The sequence below is a fragment of the Endozoicomonas ascidiicola genome, from assembly GCF_001646945.1.
GTDB classification, from domain to species: Bacteria; Pseudomonadota; Gammaproteobacteria; order Pseudomonadales; family Endozoicomonadaceae; genus Endozoicomonas; species Endozoicomonas ascidiicola.
This window is the reverse complement of the sequence record NZ_LUTV01000005.1, coordinates 205,564-225,430: the sequence shown is the minus strand read 5'-3', so window position 1 is coordinate 225,430 and position 19,867 is coordinate 205,564. Positions and strand designations below refer to the sequence as shown.

The following is a 19,867-nucleotide window of genomic DNA, read 5'->3' as shown; positions in this document are numbered from 1 at the left end:
ATTAGCTATGAAAGTTAATCAGCCAGGTTCGTTTAATTCGATACTTGATATCAATGAAAAGAAGCCGACTGCTTCTGCTGGAAAAGGGAATGTCAAACCAGTTGCCGGGGAAAAATATATCCCTGGCTTGCCTGTTGGTAGTGTTAAAGTCGATGTTCCGCTGAATGACAGGAAAGTAAAGGTCAACCCGATTAAGAAATTGTTTTTAAAAATCATAGATTTCGTCACCGGTCGTTCACGCTCGGGTAAAGCTGATTCTGCTCCCGCTCAAACTGCACGCAATCACCTGATGTTTAAAAAGGGATCTGATCGGCAGGAGTTGACAAGAGGCTTGCTGCTCGAATGGACAGGTAAGGATTTTAATAAGTTTGATCGAGGGCAAATAAAGTCTCTTGATACACTCAATAGTTCTGCAATGACCGCGTTGTCAAATTTGTTAAAGGATGAGAAGCAACTTTCTATGACACAATTACAAAACTGTTTGGTTTGCTCAGAGGGTGCCGCAGGTTTTCCAAACAAAGTTCAAGAGTTATTATCAAATATACTAAAAAAACACTCGGATCTGAATGTGCATTTTAAAAATAGTGACGGACTTTTTAAAACGCCTGTTCTTATTTCTTTGAAACCACAGGAACCTCTCATGGTTCCACAAGAGATAGTGGTAGTAGGTAAGCAGAAAGGAAGCAGTCATGTGAGTTATTATCCTAGGATTGAGACGTCAAAAGGCGCGGATAGTAGTGTGACAACGTTATACCTTTCGGAAAACTTCAACGCGAATTCTAAAGCTACGATTGATAATCTGGCGCAAGCGCTAAAGGATGCAAGAAAAAGAGCTGAGGATGGATTGCCTGCAAAATCAAAAGAAATTGTCAGTTTGCTTTTCAAGTCTCAAGGCGAATCCTGATGGCGGGTTAAAGTGATGCTCTGTCTTCATACGCCAATACAATATTAACTCATTTCCTGTGGATCAATATCTACAGTCCACTTCAGTTGTCTTGGAAGACGATGACTTTCCAGAAAACTGACCATGCCTTCAACGACACGGTGCAAGTCTTTTCGGTCTTTTCCATGGATTAACAAATGCCAGCGATAACGACCCTGGCGTTTTTCCATAGGCGCAGGAATAGGGCCCAGTAATCGCGTGTCTGTCAGTTGGCCTTTATTGTGTTCTGCGTATTGGCGTAATGCGGATAGCAGCGTTTCACTTTCACCCTGATTCATGGATTCGGATCTGACCAGTGTCAGGTAACCTTCCGGTGGCAGATTGAGGTGTCTTCTTTCCACAAAAAGGCTGTCGGCAAAACGGCCGTAGTCGTTCATTGACAAAAGTTGCAGGGAAGGGTGTTCAGGGTTATAGGTTTGAATGATGACCTGCCCGGGTTTTTGACCGCGCCCGGCACGGCCGGCAACTTGCATAATCAGTTGGCCGGTTTTCTCTGAGCCGCGAAAATCCGAGCTGAATAAACCGGCATCCGCATTAACAATGGCAACCAGAGTCACATCTGGAAAGTGGTGGCCTTTTGCCAGCATTTGAGTGCCAAGTAGAATGCATGGCTTGCCGGTGTTGATCTTTTCCAGCATTTCCCCAAGCGCTTGTTTTTTTCGGGTGGTGTCCCGGTCGATGCGAATAACCGGGTAACTGGGAAAATGCTGGTTCAGGGTTTGCTCCGCTTTTTCTGTGCCTTGTCCAACCGGTTGCAGTTTTCTACTCTGGCAGGAAGGACACTGCCATGGAATTGGCTGCTGCAAGTCACAGTGGTGACAATGCAGGTGGGGCGGAAAACGGTGGATGGTCATGTGTGCATCGCAATGATGGCAATCGATGATGCTGCCGCAATCCTGGCAGATCATGGACGGTGCATAACCCCGGCGGTTCAGGAATATCATGACCTGATTGCCCCTGGCAAGGTGAACGCCGATACGTTGCAACAGTTCTGTAGAAAGGCCGTCTTGAACCAGCTGGTGTCGCATATCCAGCAGCTCCATAGCGGGAGGTTTGGCGTTACCGGCTCGTTGCTTCAGGTGTAATTGGGTGTACTTTCCCTGTCGTGCATTGTGCAGTGTTTCCAGTGATGGAGTGGCTGAGCCAAGGACCACAGGGCAGTTGGCTTGAGAGCCCCGATAGATGGCCAGATCACGGGCGTTATAGCGTAAGCTTTCCTGTTGCTTGTAGGAGCTGTCGTGTTCTTCGTCCACAATGATGAGCCCAAGGTTTGGCATTGGGGTAAAAATGCCTGAGCGTGTGGATATTAGAATTCCGGCGCTGCATCGAGATGCTTCCAGCCAGCCCTGCAGGCGTTCTCCGTCGCTGAGGCCTGAGTGAAGACAGGCAACGGGGACATTAAAACGGTCTCTGAAGCGTTTGACGGTTTGTGGTGTCAGGCCGATTTCGGGAATCAATACCAGAGTTTGCAAGCCTTTAGCCAGCGCTGCAGAAATAGTTTGTAAGTAAACTTCGGTTTTTCCGCTGCCAGTGACGCCTTCCAATAGATAGGTGTTAAAAGAACCCAAACCATCAGTAATCGCTTCGCAGGCATAGTGCTGCTCATCATTCATTATCAGATGAGCGCTCTTGAGCGGACTGTTCTGTTCAGTAAAAGGCAGGCTTGATGGTTCAATATCCCGGCTTTCTATAAGGCCTTTTTTACTCAGCGATTGCAAAATGGCACGACTGAAGCCTGACTCAAGCAGTTCGGTGCCATTGAGGCCATTGGGAGCGTTTGATATTAGTTCAAATGCAGCAAGTTGTTTCTTTGAGCGCTGCAGCAGGTTGGCTGTTTCAGCATCCAGTTCGGAGGATGCGAACCAAAAAGGAATGGATCCCATGGAAGCGGGTTTGCCAATACGCAGATTTTTGGGCAGCGCCTGAGAGAGTGTTTCACCGACGCTGTGATGATAGTAACGTGCCGCCCATTGGCAGAGCTGAATGATATCTTTTGGCAATAGTGGCTGATTGTCCAGAATCGAAATAATGGGTTTGAGCTTATTTGAGGGAATATCGGAGTTGGCTTCAATGGACATGACAATACCCACCAGTTCCCGTGAACCAAAAGGAACGGTGACCCGGCAGCCGGGTTTAATCGCTTCAACAGGGTATGAGGCTGAAGGCAGATAGTCGAACAAACGGCGAAGCGGGGTTGGAATGGCGACTCTGATGAACGCTTCCGGCGCTGTATCATTCTGGGCTGTGGAGTGGGAAGGCGTGCTCATTCAGATTCCGTATCATGATCCTCAGCGGTCATAATACCGTAAGCGCAGACCGGCTAATACTATTTCCCTATTACGCAAACTTTGATAAGATCGCGCCTCTTTACTCTACCGGCATACTCTCTTTTTGAGCATCGCTGGTGGATTTCGTTTGCGGTGCCTTTCTCCAAAGGCCTGAGTATCAGGCTTTTCAATGAGCTGCTCATGGAGCTGTTCATCGAGACAGGTGGCGGCATTCAACTTTTTGAGGAAACTCTAATGAAGCAGGATCTCCATCCTAACTACGAAGAAATCGAAGTTACTTGCAGCTGCGGTAATCAGATCAAAACCCGTTCTACCCTGTGCAAGGATCTGAGCATTGAAGTTTGTTCACAGTGCCACCCATTCTACACCGGCACTCAGAAGGTGATGGATACTGGCGGCCGTATCGAGCGTTTCAACAAGCGTTTCGGACGTCTGAGCGCCAAGAAGTAATTCTGCTTCCAACGTCTTTATACCCATCGTCTTTCAAGATGCTACGTTGTTGTCAGCGTTCGCTCACCCCGATCACCTACTATTTGTAGGCTCACGGGGCTTCGCTCACTTGTCGCCTAGTAGCATCTAGAAATTCAATGGATATAGAAAGGCGACTGCAACCCAGTCGCCTTTTTTATTCCGGTCACATCTTTGGCTGGTTTAAGCTTTCTTTTATGACTATCAGGTCATCTCTCCGGCAATGGAACTTGTTACCCAAATTGCCATCCTATATTCTGGACTTATAATTTTTACCATTGGTACTTTCCATTGAAAGTAGACATGGTGCCCACCCTTCCGCATCAGTAAAAGGCTCATGGACAAAAAGCAAGCTGCTCTTGATTATCATGCTCTTCCAAAACCCGGAAAGATTGCGATTGAAATAACCACGCCGGCGGAATCGGCTCTGGATCTCTCCCTGGCTTATAGCCCAGGTGTTGCGGAGCCGGTCAGGGCGATCGCAGAAAATCCTGGTGATGCGTACCGTTATACCGCGAAAGGTAACTTGGTCGCTGTTATCAGCAATGGTTCAGCCATTCTAGGCCTGGGCAATCTTGGTGCGCTGGCCAGTAAACCGGTGATGGAAGGTAAGGCACTGCTGTTCAAGCGTTTCGCCGGTGTGGATTCCATCGATATTGAAGTGGAATCTGAAAGCCCACAGGCATTTATTGATACCGTAAAACGCATTGCCTGCACCTTTGGTGGTATTAACCTGGAAGATATCAAGGCGCCAGAATGCTTCGAGATTGAGAAGCGTTTGATTGAAGATTGTGATATTCCCGTGTTTCATGATGATCAGCACGGTACCGCCATTGTAACTGCGGCCGCCATGTTGAATGCCTTGGAGATTGCTGGCAAGGCGATTGAATCGGCCAAATTGGTTTGCCTGGGGGCGGGTTCTGCGGCGATTGCCTGCGTGAAGCTGCTGATCAGTTGTGGCTTCAAGGCTGAAAATATTCTTATGCTGGACAGCAAGGGTGTTATTCACTCAGAAAGAAACGACCTGAACCGGTATAAAGCGTCTTTCGCCGTGGAAACGCCCTGCCGCACTCTGGATGATGCCATTGATGGTGCGGATGCATTTCTCGGTGTGTCAGGAGCCAATCTTCTCTCGCCGGAGCAGTTGGCGAAAATGGCTGAACAGCCCATTGTTTTTGCCTGCGCGAATCCGGATCCAGAAATTCGTCCTGAGCTGGCGAAAGAAGTCCGCCCAGATGTGATTATGGCCACCGGGCGTTCGGATTATCCGAACCAGGTGAACAATGTTTTGGGCTTTCCCTTTATTTTCCGTGGCGCACTGGATGTTCGTGCATCCCGAATTAATGAAGAGATGAAGCTTGCCGCAGTTCATGCCATTCGTGAGCTGGCAAAAGAGCCAGTACCAGAAGAGGTGATGAAGGCATATGGTGGTGCGCACCTGAGCTTTGGTCCTGAGTACATTATTCCGAAACCCATGGATATTCGTTTATTGGGTCAGGTGTCTGCAGCGGTTGCCCGTGCAGCGGTGGATTCAGGTGTTGCCAGGCTGGGGTATCCAGCACACTATCCGCTGGAATCATTGTCTGATATTTGATGTTGTAGCGAATGGTTAATAAATAGCCCGGTGATCTGATTTGGATCATCGGGCTTTTTTATTGGGTCATGATTTATTTGACGTTTAGAAAAGATCTTCAGGTGAAAACTCTTCATTGATGTCGTTCAATGAAGGAATGCTTTCGTCGCTGAATTGCTGTGGTGCCAGTTCTTTTCTGAAAATCTCAAAAATGGCATTAGGGTCACCTGGTGCGGCGAGCTTGCCGGTTTCTCTTGAGATTTTCAGCGTGACTAACCCTTCTGGTTGAGGTCGTTTGGTTTCGGGTTTTCCGTCCAGCGCTACCTTCATATAAGAAAGCCAGGTTGGCAGCGCTGCATTGGCGCCGTATTCCCAGCGCCCCAGGGTTGAGTAATCATCCATGCCGACCCAGACAGCCGTTAGGATTTTCGGGTTGAATCCAACAAACCAGGCGTCTTTGCTGTCGTTTGTTGTTCCGGTTTTGCCACCAATATCATGACGATTCAGTGCTTGGGCGCGGCGACCGGTGCCTTTCCAGATAACATCACGGAGGATGTCGTTCATGATAAAGTTCACTTGTGGCGACATGACCGACTTGGCGATTTTTGGTTTGATGGTTCGATTTTCTTCCTGGGGAGAAAGAACGTCGTTTAACGTGTTTTCTGTCAGAGGGAGTTCGACGAACTCAGGTTCTGAGTTTTCTGTCTGAATGCCTTCAATAACCCCCATTTCTGTTGCCAGTTTTGTGGCGCAATCTGAATCACAGGCGAGTACTGGCTGGGCTTCATAAAGCACCTCGTCATCTGTCTCAATACGAGTGATGAAATAAGGCTCTACCTGATAACCGCCATTGGCCAGAACGGCGTAACCGGTAGCAAGTTCCATTGGGGTCATGGAAACGTTACCGAGAGAGAGTGAAAGGTCTCTGCTGAGAGAGCTTTCTTTAAAGCCTATCTGCTTTAGAAAGCGAATGGTGTTGTTGATGCCGGTTTGTCTCAGAACCCGGATGGATACCAGGTTGCGAGAACGGTAGAGGCCTTCTCGTAAACGCATAGGGCCATTGAACTTCATATTGTCGTTATTTGGGCGCCAGCTGTCTTCCAGTTGGGCATCATCAAATACAATGGGAGCATCGTTGATGATGGTGGCAGGCGTCATGCCATTGGCCAGGGCGGAGGCGTACACAAATGGTTTAAACGAGGAGCCTGCCTGACGCACCGCCTGAGTGGCCCGGTTATACATGCTGTCATAAAAGTTGTAGCCGCCTACCAGTGCGAGCACTGCACCGTTGTCTGGGTGCATGGAAATCAGCGCGGATTGTGCCTGAGGTTCCTGGGCTAACCGATATTCACCTTTACTGGTAATTCGTACCCAGATTTGATCACCCGGCTTGAGAATGTCTGCTGGCTTTTTTGGCGTTGGCCCCATGCTGTTTACGGACAGAAAAGGGCGGGCCCAGCTCATATTGTCCCAGGATAGGGTGCCCGTGTTGTCATTCTTCAGGCCTACGAAGGCTTGTTCATCGTCAACGGTGATCACCATGGCGGGTTGAAGAATGCCTTGGTCAGGGGTTTTATTCAGTTGGGTCTGCCAGCCTTCCTCTGGAGCGTCCTGCACCAGATTAGTCACTGGACCTAGATAGCCGTGTCGTTCGTTGTAAGCCATGAGTCCATTGGCGACTGACAGGTTGGCCGCTTCCTGGAGATGGCTGTCCACTGTGGTGAATACTCTGAAACCTTCTGTGTAGGTTTCAGAGCCATATTGTTCGAACATCTGCTGGCGAACCATTTCTGCAACGTAAGGGGCTTGCAGTTCAATTTTTGCACCGTGATAGCTGGCTGTAACAGGCTCGGTGATCGCGCTTCTAAAATCAGTCTCGGAGATGTAGCCGAGGTCTTTCATACGACCCAGAATCCAATCGCGGCGAATAAGTGAGCGTTGTGGGTCGTTGATCGGATTGTAACGAGAAGGGGCTTTTGGAAGGCCGGCGATCATGGCAATTTGAGCCAGATTCAGTTCGTTAATGGATTGTCCGTAATAAACCTGAGCAGCGGCTTCGACGCCGTAGGAACGATGGCCGAGGTAAATTTTATTGAGATAGAGTTCAAAGATTTCATCCTTTGACAGTTGTCGTTCTATCTGGAGTGCAAGTAGGATCTCGTTAAATTTCCGTGAAAATACCCGTTCGTGGCTCAGGAAAAAGTTTTTGGCCACCTGCATAGTGATGGTACTGCCGCCAGATTGAATGTTGCCTGTGCTGACCAATTGAACGGCTGCCCGCAGCAATCCAACGATGTCAACGCCGGGGTGTGAATAGAAACGGTCATCTTCTGCGGCCATAAAAGCTTTGGTCAGGCTGGGGGGGGTGTCTTCAATGTCGATAGGAGAGCGGCGCTTTTCGCCAAACTCGGCAATAAGAAGATTGTCTTGAGAATAGACTCTCAGAGGCGTCTGTAATTTGGCATCTCGTAAAGAGTCTACCGAGGGCAGAGACGGGCTGAGGTATAAATAGGCGCTTGCGCTGACAAGCAGAATTCCACTGGCTACGGTTAATATTGACCAGCACAGGAATTTTAAGAATTTTACTGACCGTTTCATGCTGTAGGGACATCCTGGTAAAGCGAAGGTCGACGGCTGAAGTTTGACGTTATTGGAGTTTGTTCTTCAAACTCAGAAGATGTCGTTCTGGCAGCCGATCATATAATAACTGGGTATTATACGGTGAAACTGTCCTGATCTGGAAATGCGGTTTTCCGGAGTAATTGGGATCGAAGAGTGACGGTGTTGGCAAAAAAGAATTTTCCATACAAATCCGTCATTTATAGGGTGGGACTGACTCTATGCCATTGCTTAAATGGTACGACTGTTATTTAATGTCAAGAATTAGTCATATATAACTATTATCAAGGATTTCGCCAGTGTTTGGGCTGCTGAAAAACAAATCGAATACTGTTTTAGGGGTGGATATCAGTTCGACGTCTGTCAAAGTCCTTGAGTTGGGGATGAGTGGCAGCAAGTACAAAGTCGAAGCATTTGGTACCGCGAAATTACCCCCAGGGGCAGTAGTAGAAAATAATATTCAAGAACTTGAAGTGATTGGGGAAGCCGTCGCGAAAGCTCTGTCAAATTCACGAACCGGTGTGAAGTTGGGTGCTGCTGCAGTATCCGGCTCGGCGGTTATCACTAAAAGCATTGAAATGGATGCGTCGCTTAGTGATGAAGAGATGGAAACTCAAATTTCTGTCGAAGCCGACCAATACATTCCTTACGCCATGGATGAAGTCGCCATCGATTTTGAAGTTCAGGGGTTGAATGAAAAAAACCCTGAACGAGTCGAGGTATTGCTGGCGGCCTGTCGTCGGGATAATGTGGAAATGCGGGAAGAAGCACTTCGGCTTGGTGGATTGAAAACCAAGATTGTCGACGTGGAAGCATTTGCCATGGAACGGGCCTGTGAGTTGATTGAAGGTCAGATGGATTTGCAAGATGAAGATCCAGTTCTGGCGGTGATTGATATCGGTGCCACCAAAACCACGCTTAATGTGATTAATAAAGGCAGAACGGTTTATACCCGTGAGCAGTTATTTGGTGGGCGTCAGCTGACGGACGAAGTGCAGCGCCGTTATGGTTTGTCGCCAGAGGATGCTGAAAAGGCCAAGTGCAGCGGCAATCTTCCTGATGACTACGAACCAGAAGTGCTGGAACCTTTCCGGGAAACTGTGGTGCAACAGGTTTCACGTCTTCTTCAGTTTTTCTACTCATCCAGCAAATTTAATGACGTTGATGGCATCGCCTTGGTTGGCGGTTCAGCATCTATCCGCGGCCTGTCCGATATGATTCAGGAAAAATTGGGCACACCGTGTCGGGTAGCTAACCCCTTTGCAGCGATGTCCATGGCGGGCAAGGTGGACGCAAAAAAGCTGGCTAAAGAGGCGCCTTCACTGATGATTGCCTGTGGCCTTGCCATGAGGAGTTTTGACTGATGGCAAGAATTAACCTTTTACCTTGGCGTGATGAGCTGCGCAAAGAGCGCAAGCAACAGTTTATTGTTCTCTGGTTTATTACGCTGATTATTGGTGCAGCCCTGATTTTTATGGCTGACTTGTATGTCAGTAATATGATTAGCAATCAGGAAGGCCGTAATCAGTACCTGCAGAACGAAATCAATGTTCTGAATAAAAAGATTGCGGAAATCAAGGAGCTGAAAGCGAAAAAAGAACAGCTTCTGGAACGTATGGAAGTTATTCAGAATCTTCAGGGTAACCGCCCAGTTATCGTTCGGATTTTTGACCAGATTGCCAGAGTGGTGCCCGAAGGCGTTTACTTCAAACAGGTTTCAGTGAATGGAAATCGATTGTCACTGGTGGGTGTTGCTGAATCCAATAACCGTATCTCTGCTTTGATGAGAAACTTTGATAACTCTGAGTGGTTTGAAAGTCCAAACCTGACAGCGGTTAGAAAAATAGCTGGAGGCAGTCAGCGCATGAATGAATTCGACCTGACAGTGAAGCAGGTTAATCCAGCACAGTCTGGGGAGGATTTATGAGCCTGACAGATTCATTTAAAAACTTGAACGAACTGGATCTCAGTGAGATTGATTTTGAGAATATCGGTTCATGGCCATTGGCTGTCAGAGTCATTGCTTGTGGTTTAACACTGGCTGTAGTGTTAGGTGCGGGGGTTTACTTTCATCTGACTGACTTGCAATCTCGCTATGACATGGCAGCCAATAAAGAGCAAGAGTTGAGAGAGCAGTATCGGCTTAAGGACTTTCAGGCGGCAAACCTGGATGCGTACCGGGAGCAAATGAAGGAGATGGAGAAATCCTTTGGTGCTTTGGTTAAACAGCTTCCAAGTGATACAGAAGTCCCGGGCTTGTTGGAAGATATTACTTTTACTGGCCGTGGTGCAGGGTTGCAGATCGAGGAAATCAAGCTTCAAGCTGAAAATGTGCAGCAGTTTTACATTGAGTTGCCCATCAGTATTGCGGTTAGGGGGAATTACCACGACCTTGGCAACTTCGTTAGTGGTGTTGCCAGTCTTTCTCGAATTGTAACGCTTCATGATTTTGATATTCGCCCAGGTCAAAGTGGTGAGCTGACAATGAATATTTTGGCCAAGACTTATCGTTACAACGATGAAGGAGGGCTGTGATGAAGCTTCTTCGATATGCGTCGTTGATGTTCTTTGGTTTTGCCTTATCCGGTTGTTTTGAAATGCGTCAGGGGTATCAGGATATTGATGCTTATATGGCTGATGTGAAAGCCAGACCTGTGGGTAATATCGAGCCGTTGCCGCAGTTTCGGCCTTATGAGGCATTCACTTATCAGGCATCGGCGATGCGCAGCCCGTTCAAGCAGCCCGTAAAGGTTGCTCTGAGCTCTGATCAGCTGAACAGTAATATCAAACCAGATGCGAGTCGGGTTAAGCAGTATTTGGAAAAATTTGAAATGGACTCTTTCCGTTTGGTAGGTTCTATCAGTAACGATGAGGGGTTTTGGGGGCTTGTTCGCGGAAGTGATGGTGTGCACCGTGTTAAGGTGGGGGATTATATAGGCCGAAACCACGGACGTATTACCTACATTGATGAACAAGAGTTGCGAGTAACGGAGATTGTTCCAGCAGGTCCAAAATACTGGATAGAAAGGCCACGTATTTTACCGCTGGACATCGGTAGTCAGTAATCGGGTATCGTGATGATGGATAATTTGCAAATGATGCCGATGAAAAAAACAATCAAATTCAGGAATAGGTACAATAGATGAATATGAGTCCCCTGCAGCCGGCAAGCGCTTTCCGAGGGCTTTTTTATGCGCTACTGGTTTCATTGCCTATTTCAGGATGGAGTGTAACCCTTAAAAATATGGACGTTAATGCTCTTCCTGATGAGATGGTAGAGCTGAAACTGACGTTTGATGGCGTTGCTCCTGTTGCTCATGGTTATAGTATAGAGAAGCCGCCAAGAATTTCCCTGGACCTTCCTTTTACCCGCAGTGCGCTGCCAAAATACAACGAAGTGGGTTTTAGCAGTGCCAAAAGCGTTACTGTGCTGGAAACTGGCGACAGAACTCGTTTGGTTATCAACCTTGAGGAGCCAACTGGTTACACGACAAAGGCTGAAGGTAATACATTAAGTGTGTATTTGGGTACGGAAAACGCAGCCGGTTCTGTGCAGTCCGATGCTGGTCAAATGACGACAGCGACGACGAATGTTTCTGCGGCTAACGATTCAGAGCCTCAAGCTGAAATGCCAGTTCAGGATCAAGGCATTACCAGTATAGATTTTCAGCGTGGTGAAGATGGTGAAGGTAAGGTGGTGATTGCCTTGTCTGATGCCAAAATCCAGATGGATATGAATGAGCAGGCCGGTCGTATTCGTTTAGAGTTTCCCGGTGATGTCATTCCGGAAAGGTTGAGAAACCGGTTAGATGTTGTCGATTTTGCAACCCCTGTCATGTTTATTGATGCCAAGGTTGAAGACGGTAACTCATCCATTGTTATCGAGCCTAAAGGTCAATTTGAATACCTCGCATATCAGACGGATAACCTGCTAACGGTCAGTGTTAAAGCACCGGAGCGTCAAGAGCGGGGTAGAAGAGCTGGTGGGCTTTCCTATAAGGGTGACAAACTGTCACTGAATTTCCAGGACATTGAAGTTCGTGCGGTCTTGCAGCTGATTGCTGATTTTACTGATCTGAACTTAGTGGCGTCGGATACCGTTGGTGGTAATGTGACGTTGAGATTGCAGAACGTTCCTTGGGATCAGGCGCTTGATATTGTATTGAAAGCGAAAGGTCTTGATAAACGCCTCGAAGGTAACGTGCTGACGGTTGCTCCTGCTGCAGAAATTGCGGCAAGAGAACGTGAACAGTTGGAAAATGAAAAGCAGATCAGCGAACTGGCGCCTGTTTATACCGATCTCGTTCAAATTAACTACGCGGATGCTGCCGAAATTTCTGAAGTTATTCAGGGAAGCGGTGATGCTGGGCTATTGACTGAACGTGGCTCTGTTCAGGTGGTTGATCGTACAAATAGTCTGTTGATAAAAGATACTCAAGCCAAACTGGACGAGCTGCGCGCTTTGATCGAACAGTTGGATATTCCAATTCGCCAGGTAATGATTGAAGCAAGGATTGTTACTCTGAGCTCTAGTGTACGTGATGAGCTGGGTGTGAAGTGGAGTAGCAGTACAGGTAAAAAAGATATTGATACAGGCAGTGGTAGTGCCAATATTGGTGGTCGAGGAGATGATGGTCTCTTTACTGATCTTGGCGTGACTGGTAGTGCTTCCAGTGCTATTGCGATCGGCTTTTCCAGTGCAAATGGCAATATACTGAACCTTGAATTGTCCGCTTTGTTAAGTGATGGTGGAGGTGAAGTTATTTCTCAGCCAAAGGTCATTACTGCGGATAAGAAAACAGCTGTTATTAAATCTGGTAAGGAGATTCCTTACGAAGAAAAAACATCCAGTGGCGCTACTTCCGTTGCCTTTAAAGACGCAGTTCTTGGGCTTGAGGTTACACCTCAGATTACACCGGATGGTCGTGTGATTATGGATATAAAGATCAATAATGACGATACCACCAATGAAACATCAAACAGTGTACCGATTATTTCTACCAACGAAATCACGACTCAGGTATTGGTTGAAGATGGAGAGACAGTGGTACTGGGTGGTGTATTCAAGCAAAGTAAAAGGAACAGTGTGAGCAAGGTTCCAGTACTTGGTGATATTCCATATGTTGGCGCGTTATTCCGCAACAAAACAGAAAGTGATGAGAAAGAGGAACTGTTGGTGTTTATTACTCCAAGAGTCGTGACTGAAGGCGTAACTTTACGCTAATGCTTTGACCTCATTACATGAAAGCCAATGAACGGGAGCAATGCTCCCGTTTTTATTGTCATATGGGTAGAGTATGCGCTACGCTCCAGCACACGGGCGGGAAGTCAGGCTAAGGTATGCTATCAACAAATATATTTCTGATAGGGCCCATGGGGGCCGGAAAAACAACAATAGGTAAAATGCTGGCCAATGAACTGGGCTCCCCTTTTCTGGATTCTGACCATGAGATTGAAGAACGAAGTGGAGCAGATATACCCTGGATCTTTGATGTTGAGGGGGAGAGGGGGTTTCGTGATCGCGAAGCTCAGGTGATCGAAGAAATATGTGATCAGCAGGGCATTATTCTTGCTACCGGCGGTGGTGTGGTTGGGCGACCGGAAAATCGCAGCCATCTTCGTAAGAGTGGCTTTGTCGTGTATTTGAAAACCCCCGTTTCCGTCCAGTTGCAAAGAACCAGGAACGATAAAAAAAGACCGCTTTTGCAAAGACCCGATCGAGAAGCGTTTCTGGCGACATTGCTGGAAGAAAGAGATCCTCTTTATCGCTCGATCGCAGACTTGGTTCTGAATACAGATAAGTTGTCTTTGCGTCAGATTATTCGTGAAATTATTCAGGCAGCAGGCCTTTCTATACGTTGATGATGTTAATGATGGAGTGTTGAGTCATGCAGGAGCTGTATGTTGATCTTGGAGAGCGAAGCTACCCTATTTATATCGGTTCAAATCTTTTATCGCAGCCTGGCTATTTAACGAGCCATATTCATGGTCATCAGGTAGCGGTAGTAACTAATGAAACCATTGCCCCTCTGTATCTGGAAAAACTCTGCACTCACCTTCATGAACTCAATCCTATTGTTGTCACTCTTCCTGATGGTGAAAAGTATAAGAATCTGGATATCCTAAATCGTATTTTTGATCAGCTTTTGCAGTCCAGACACAACCGAAAAACGACCTTGATCGCATTGGGTGGTGGTGTGATTGGTGATATGACCGGTTTTGCCGCAGCTTGTTATCAGCGAGGAGTGGATTTTATCCAAATCCCCACCACGCTTCTTTCTCAGGTTGACTCCTCTGTTGGAGGGAAAACCGGTGTGAATCACGCGCTTGGGAAAAATATGATAGGCGCCTTCTATCAGCCAAATGCGGTGATCATTGACACGGAAACGCTAAGTACTCTGCCGAATAAAGAGCTTTCCGCCGGCATAGCAGAAGTTATTAAATACGGGCTGATCTGTGATAAGCCTTTCTATAACTGGCTGCACGATAATATGGATAAGCTCCTTGAGCGAGATAATGATGCATTGTCGTACGCTATTCTTCGTTCCTGTCAAAATAAAGCAGATGTTGTAGCGGAAGATGAGAAAGAGTCGGGTATTCGCGCTATTTTGAATCTTGGTCATACCTTTGGGCACGCTATCGAAACCTATACTGGCTATGGTTCATGGCTGCATGGTGAAGCGGTTGCTGTTGGCATGGTGATGGCTGCGGATCTTTCTCTTCGTGAGGGCGATATTTCCAAAGAAGAATATCGAGGTCTTGTTGAGTTAATTGAGAAGGCAAATTTGCCGGTTGAACCGCCAGCTGGAATGACGCCAGAGCATTTTATTGAATTAATGTCCGTGGATAAAAAAGTATTAGATGGGCAGTTAAGGTTGGTGCTTTTGAAAGAGGTTGGTGTTGCAGTAGTCACCCAGGATTTTAATTTGGATAACCTCAGGGCTACGTTAAATGCATTCTGTTCTTAAGTGACTTGTATTGCGGTCTGCATAAATTTCTAAACCACTTATTCTCAGTTAATGGCCTCTATTGGTGTGAATGCACTATAGAGGCTTTTTTATGGCATAACCATGGTCTTCAATGATTTTATATAGAGGTTTGTACCTTTTTTGATGCGGGTCATTTGTGAAAATGGGGGTAGATGTGTAAAATGACCAACCGTTTTGCATCTCATTCGGGTGTTTTTCGTCTAGATTGTTATGCATTAATAATGAATAATAATTTATGCTTAGTCGGATGCTGGGGATGAATTCCGCCTTATGGCAAAAAAAGTAAAGCACTGGCTCCTGATAGCATGGGTATGCACAGAGAATAAGTTGTCTCATGGCGTGGATACGTCAGATAAGCAGTAAGACACAGCGCTTCGGGAGTAAATTCATTCAATGAAAACTCCCACAAAGTCAGGAAGACTGATAGGCGAGCCAGAACAATAATGGTTGATGAGGTTGGTGAGAAAGTGCCTATGAAAGCAGGTCTGTATAATCCTGGGGAGTTTCGGGATAACTGTGGATTCGGGCTGATTGCCCAGATGGAAGGTGAAAAAAGTCATGACCTTCTGAAGACGGCAATTGAAGCACTCACCTGTATGACGCACCGGGGCGGTATTGCTGCTGACGGTAAGACAGGCGACGGTTGTGGTCTTCTGATTCAAACGCCGGATTCCTTTTTTCGCACAGTAGCAAAAGAACAGTTTGGTTCTGATCTTTCTGATGTTTATGCCGTAGGCATGGTGTTTCTCAATACCGATCCGGTACAAGCTCAACGTGGCAAAGTTAGCCTGGAAAATGCACTTTTAAAGCAAGGGCTAGACGTTGTTGGCTGGAGAAAAGTGCCTGTCAATGATGAGTGCCTGGGGCCGATTGCTAAAGACCAGTTACCATTGATTGAGCAAATCTTTGTGACTGTGGATAGTCAGCTGTCCGATACTGAATTCTCTGCCAAGCTGTACATGGCTCGTCGTTATACCAATATGGAAATGGCGGATGACAAAGATTATTACATCTGCTCTTTGTCGTCTAAGGTCATTACCTATAAAGGGCTGATGATGCCGGTTGACCTGCCAACGTTCTATACGGACCTTGGCGATCCGCGTTTTGAAACCGCGATCTGTGTATTCCATCAGCGCTTCTCAACCAACACTCTGCCTCGTTGGCAGCTTGCGCAACCTTTCCGTATGCTGGCTCATAACGGTGAAATTAACACAATCACAGGCAACCGAAACTGGGCAGAAGCTCGTCGACAAAAATTCCAAACACCACTGTTGCCCACATTAGACGACATCTCCCCGCTGGTTAATAGAACGGGCTCCGATTCTTCCAGTTTGGATAATATGCTCGAAGTCCTGGTCAGAGGTGGTGTCGATCTCTATCGTGCTATCCGTATGCTCGTTCCCCCGGCTTGGCAGAATGTGGATACCATGGATCCTGACCTTCGAGCGTTTTATGAATACAGCTCTATGCACATGGAACCATGGGATGGCCCTGCTGGTCTGGTTATTACCGATGGTCGGAATGCCGTTTGTGCGCTGGATCGTAATGGTTTGCGTCCGTCACGTTGGGTGATTACCAAAAATGGTTTCCTGACGGTTGCTTCTGAAGTGGGTGTTCACGGTTATAAGCCAGAAGACGTGATTGCTAAAGGCAGGGTTGGCCCCGGTGAAGTACTTGCCATTGATACTGAAACGGGCGAGTTGCATCAGGCGCACGACATTGATGATAAGTTAAAAGAAAGGCAGCCATACAAACAGTGGCTGAAAGAGAATTCCTACCGCATACGCTCCAGTTTTAATGAGGATGATCATAAGGTTGATCACTTCTCCACAGAGCTGTTGAACGTCTATCAGAAAATGTTCATGGTGACGTTTGAAGAGCGTGATCAAGTGATTCGTCCGTTGGTTGAGTCTGGTCAGGAAGCAGTTGGGTCAATGGGTGATGACACGCCAATGGCCGTGCTTTCCGGTCGTACAAGAACGGTGACGGATTACTTCCGTCAGCAGTTTGCCCAGGTGACGAATCCGCCGATTGATCCATTGCGTGAATCTATTGTCATGTCTTTGGAGACATGCATAGGTCGCGAGCTCAATCTGTTTCAGGAAACACCGGAGCACGCTGCCCGGGTTATTCTGAAGTCACCAGTGTTGTCCACGTCCAAATTTATGGACTTGATGAATGTGAATCATCAGCATAAGTCCTTTGAATCGGAAACCATCAGGCTGACTTACGATCCTGCCATTGGTTTGAGACAGGCGGTTGTTAGTATCTGTGAGCAGGCTGAAAAAGCGGCTCAAGCCGGCAAGGTGGTGATCTGTCTCTCTGATCGTCATATTGATCAGGGGTTGCTGCCAGTTCCCGCCGCTATGGCGACAGGTGCCGTGCATCACCACCTGATTGGAAAAGGCTTACGTTCCGAATCGAACATTGTTGTTGAAACGGCCGCTGCCCGGGATTCTCATCAGTTTGCGGTGTTGATTGGATTTGGTGCCACCGCCGTGTATCCCTACCTTTCCTATGAAATCATCAATGATCAGATTCGTTCTGGTGAAGTGATGGCAGACCCGAGGGAAGCTTATAAAGCTTACCGTAAGGGGATTGGTAAAGGCCTGTTGAAAATCATGTCGAAGATGGGTATTTCAACCATCGCCTCTTACCGTGGCGCCCAGTTGTTTGAAGCGGTCGGTTTATCGAAAGATGTCGTCGATCTCTGCTTCTGTGGTGTGCCGAGTCGTATCGAAGGTGCGCGCTTTGAAGACTTCCACTACGAGCAGGGCCTGCTTGCTGAAACAGCCTGGAAAGCACGAAAGCCTATTCAGCAAGGCGGATTACTGAAATATGTGCACGACAGTGAATACCATGCGTTCAATCCGGATGTGGTTCAGCAGCTGCAGGTAGCTGTCAAAACGGGCGATTATCAGGAGTATCGCAAATATGCGACTCTGGTCAATCAACGCCCTGTTGCCACACTTCGAGATTTACTGGGTTTGAAACTCGATGAGAATTCGTTGCCGGTGGATGAAGTCGAATCTATTTCTGCCATTGTACGACGCTTTGATTCTGCCGCCATGAGTCTTGGAGCTCTGTCTCCAGAAGCCCATGAAGCTTTGGCTGAAGCCATGAACCGATTGGGCGGACGCTCAAACTCCGGTGAAGGCGGTGAGGACGAAGCGCGTTTCGGAACCAATCGTGTTTCCAAAATTAAGCAGATTGCTTCTGGCCGATTTGGTGTGACACCTCACTATCTTGTGAATGCCGAAGTTTTGCAGATTAAAGTGGCTCAAGGTGCGAAGCCTGGTGAAGGTGGTCAGCTGCCCGGTGGTAAAGTGAACGAGCTGATTGCTCGCCTCCGTTATTCTGTGCCCGGTGTTACTTTGATTTCACCGCCACCGCATCACGATATTTATTCCATCGAAGATCTGGCTCAGCTGATCTACGACTTGAAGCAGGTAAATCCAGAAGCGCTGGTTTCTGTCAAACTGGTTTCTGAACCGGGTGTTGGAACCATTGCTGCGGGTGTTGCGAAGGCATATGCCGATCTGATCACTATCTCTGGTTATGATGGCGGAACAGCTGCAAGCCCATTGACGTCTATTCGCTACGCCGGCTCACCATGGGAGCTTGGTCTGAGTGAAGCGCATCAAACACTTCGAGGCAATGATCTACGAGGCAAGGTTCGCTTACAGACGGATGGTGGTTTGAAGACCGGGCTTGATGTCATCAAAGCGGCTATTCTTGGAGCCGAAAGTTACGGCTTTGGTACAACGCCTATGATCGCTATGGGTTGTAAGTACTTGCGTATCTGTCACCTCAATAACTGTGCGACCGGTGTTGCCACTCAGGATCAGTCACTCCGTGATGAACACTTCAAAGGTGATGTGGAAATGGTCATGAACTTCTTCTCCTTTGTGGCAGAAGAAGTGCGTGAATGGCTTGCTCTTTTAGGTGCTAAAACCTTAGAAGAAGTGATTGGCCGTACTGAGCTACTTGATCTGTTACCGGGTATTACCGAGAAACAGCAGAGTCTTGATCTCTCACCCATGTTGGGAAGCGCTCATGTGCCAGCGGACAAGCCTAAAACCTGTCAGGTAGATCGCAACCCGCCTTATGATAAAGGTGAGTTGGCAGAAGAAATGGTGCGCCAAACACTCAGTGCTATTGAAAATAATTCCGGTGGTGAGTTTATTTTCACGGTGGGGAACTGTGATCGTTCCATTGGTGCCAGACTCTCCGGTGAAATTGCCAAGCGACATGGCAATCAGGGGATGGCAGAAAACCCCATCAAGTTAACACTTACCGGTTCTGCGGGTCAGAGCTTTGGTGTATGGAACGCCGGTGGTCTCGAAATGAGGCTGGAAGGTGACGCTAACGATTATGTTGGTAAAGGGATGACCGGCGGTAAACTGGTGATTCGTCCGCCAGCAGTCAGCAGTTTTGTTACCCATGAAACGTCCATTATCGGTAACACCTGTCTCTATGGTGCTACCGGTGGCACATTGTACGCCGCTGGTCGTGCAGGTGAACGACTGGGTGTTCGTAACTCTGGTGCCCATGTGGTTGTCGAAGGTACGGGCGATCACTGCTGTGAATACATGACTGGCGGTCAGGTAACTGTCCTTGGCCGGGCAGGTCATAACTTCGGTGCGGGTATGACCGGAGGTTTTGCTTACGTTCTTGACCTGGAACGTAGCTTTGTGGATCGCTACAACCACGAGTTGGTAGACATCCATCGTATAGATAATGAGTCAATGGAGCAGTATCAGTCCCATCTACTGAGTGTTCTTGAAGATTATGTTGCTGAAACAGGCAGTTCCTGGGGACAGGAATTGATTGATGATTTTTATGATTACAGTGGTCGTTTCTGGCTGGTGAAGCCAAAGGCTGCCAGTCTCGATACCTTGCTGGCCAGCACCCATGGCAGTCCTGAGTAACAGGCTGCCGGTGCAGAAGACGAAAGGTATTGAACATAAAAACAGCTTTGTGAGGT

The 19,867-nt window shown here is 47.5% G+C and carries 13 protein-coding genes; 11 read left to right on the top strand and 2 right to left on the bottom strand.

Going from position 1 to position 19,867, the window contains the following annotated elements; all coding sequences use genetic code 11:
* Positions 1–7 precede the first annotated feature (7 nt).
* The gene (locus AKL11_RS14860) at positions 8–904 is read left to right on the top strand and encodes a hypothetical protein (protein WP_067518829.1); all 897 of its coding nucleotides are present in this window, start codon (positions 8–10) and stop codon (positions 902–904) included.
* Positions 905–948: 44 nt separating this feature from the next.
* On the opposite strand, the gene AKL11_RS14855 is transcribed toward AKL11_RS14860, so the two are convergent.
* Positions 949–3,210 (bottom strand): primosomal protein N', encoded by a 2,262-nt coding sequence (locus AKL11_RS14855; RefSeq protein ID WP_067518828.1) that lies wholly within the window; start codon positions 3,208–3,210, stop codon positions 949–951.
* A gap of 255 nt (positions 3,211–3,465) precedes the next feature.
* Here AKL11_RS14855 and rpmE point away from each other — a divergent pair, with 255 nt between their 5' ends.
* Together rpmE and AKL11_RS14845 are read left to right on the top strand one after the other, a co-directional pair.
* Positions 3,466–3,681 (top strand): 50S ribosomal protein L31, encoded by a 216-nt coding sequence (gene rpmE / locus AKL11_RS14850; protein WP_067519701.1) that lies wholly within the window; start codon positions 3,466–3,468, stop codon positions 3,679–3,681.
* Between the two features lie 355 nt (positions 3,682–4,036).
* On the top strand, positions 4,037–5,293 hold the full coding sequence (locus tag AKL11_RS14845) for a malic enzyme-like NAD(P)-binding protein (protein WP_067518826.1): 1,257 nt from the start codon (positions 4,037–4,039) through the stop codon (positions 5,291–5,293).
* Positions 5,294–5,377: 84 nt separating this feature from the next.
* Here the strand turns inward: AKL11_RS14845 and AKL11_RS14840 are convergent, their stop codons facing one another.
* Positions 5,378–7,870, bottom strand: coding sequence for a penicillin-binding protein 1A (locus tag AKL11_RS14840; protein ID WP_067518824.1), 2,493 nt, complete (start codon positions 7,868–7,870; stop codon positions 5,378–5,380).
* Between the two features lie 320 nt (positions 7,871–8,190).
* Between AKL11_RS14840 and AKL11_RS14835 the strand changes: the two genes are divergently transcribed.
* The 8 genes from AKL11_RS14835 to gltB all read left to right on the top strand — a co-directional run bounded on the left by AKL11_RS14835 (position 8,191) and on the right by gltB (position 19,811).
* Positions 8,191–9,255, top strand: coding sequence for a pilus assembly protein PilM (locus tag AKL11_RS14835; protein WP_067518822.1), 1,065 nt, complete (start codon positions 8,191–8,193; stop codon positions 9,253–9,255).
* Positions 9,255–9,818, top strand: coding sequence for a PilN domain-containing protein (locus AKL11_RS14830; protein ID WP_067518820.1), 564 nt, complete (start codon positions 9,255–9,257; stop codon positions 9,816–9,818). The genes AKL11_RS14835 and AKL11_RS14830 overlap by 1 nt, the downstream gene beginning before the upstream one ends.
* Positions 9,815–10,426: a type IV pilus inner membrane component PilO gene (locus AKL11_RS14825; RefSeq protein WP_067518818.1), complete on the top strand. Its 612-nt coding sequence runs from the start codon at positions 9,815–9,817 to the stop codon at positions 10,424–10,426. Before AKL11_RS14830 ends, AKL11_RS14825 begins: the two co-directional genes overlap by 4 nt.
* Positions 10,426–10,956: a pilus assembly protein PilP gene (locus tag AKL11_RS14820; RefSeq protein WP_067518816.1), complete on the top strand. Its 531-nt coding sequence runs from the start codon at positions 10,426–10,428 to the stop codon at positions 10,954–10,956. Before AKL11_RS14825 ends, AKL11_RS14820 begins: the two co-directional genes overlap by 1 nt.
* A gap of 77 nt (positions 10,957–11,033) precedes the next feature.
* Positions 11,034–13,115, top strand: a complete 2,082-nt coding sequence (locus AKL11_RS14815) for a type IV pilus secretin PilQ (protein ID WP_067518814.1) — start codon at positions 11,034–11,036, stop codon at positions 13,113–13,115.
* Between the two features lie 116 nt (positions 13,116–13,231).
* Positions 13,232–13,753, top strand: a complete 522-nt coding sequence (gene aroK, locus AKL11_RS14810; protein ID WP_067518812.1) for a shikimate kinase AroK — start codon at positions 13,232–13,234, stop codon at positions 13,751–13,753.
* Between the two features lie 26 nt (positions 13,754–13,779).
* The gene (aroB, locus tag AKL11_RS14805; RefSeq protein ID WP_067518810.1) at positions 13,780–14,859 is read left to right on the top strand and encodes a 3-dehydroquinate synthase; all 1,080 of its coding nucleotides are present in this window, start codon (positions 13,780–13,782) and stop codon (positions 14,857–14,859) included.
* A gap of 494 nt (positions 14,860–15,353) precedes the next feature.
* Complete coding sequence (gltB, locus tag AKL11_RS14800; protein WP_067519698.1) at positions 15,354–19,811, top strand: glutamate synthase large subunit; 4,458 nt, start codon at positions 15,354–15,356, stop codon at positions 19,809–19,811.
* The last annotated feature ends 56 nt before the right edge of the window (positions 19,812–19,867 follow it).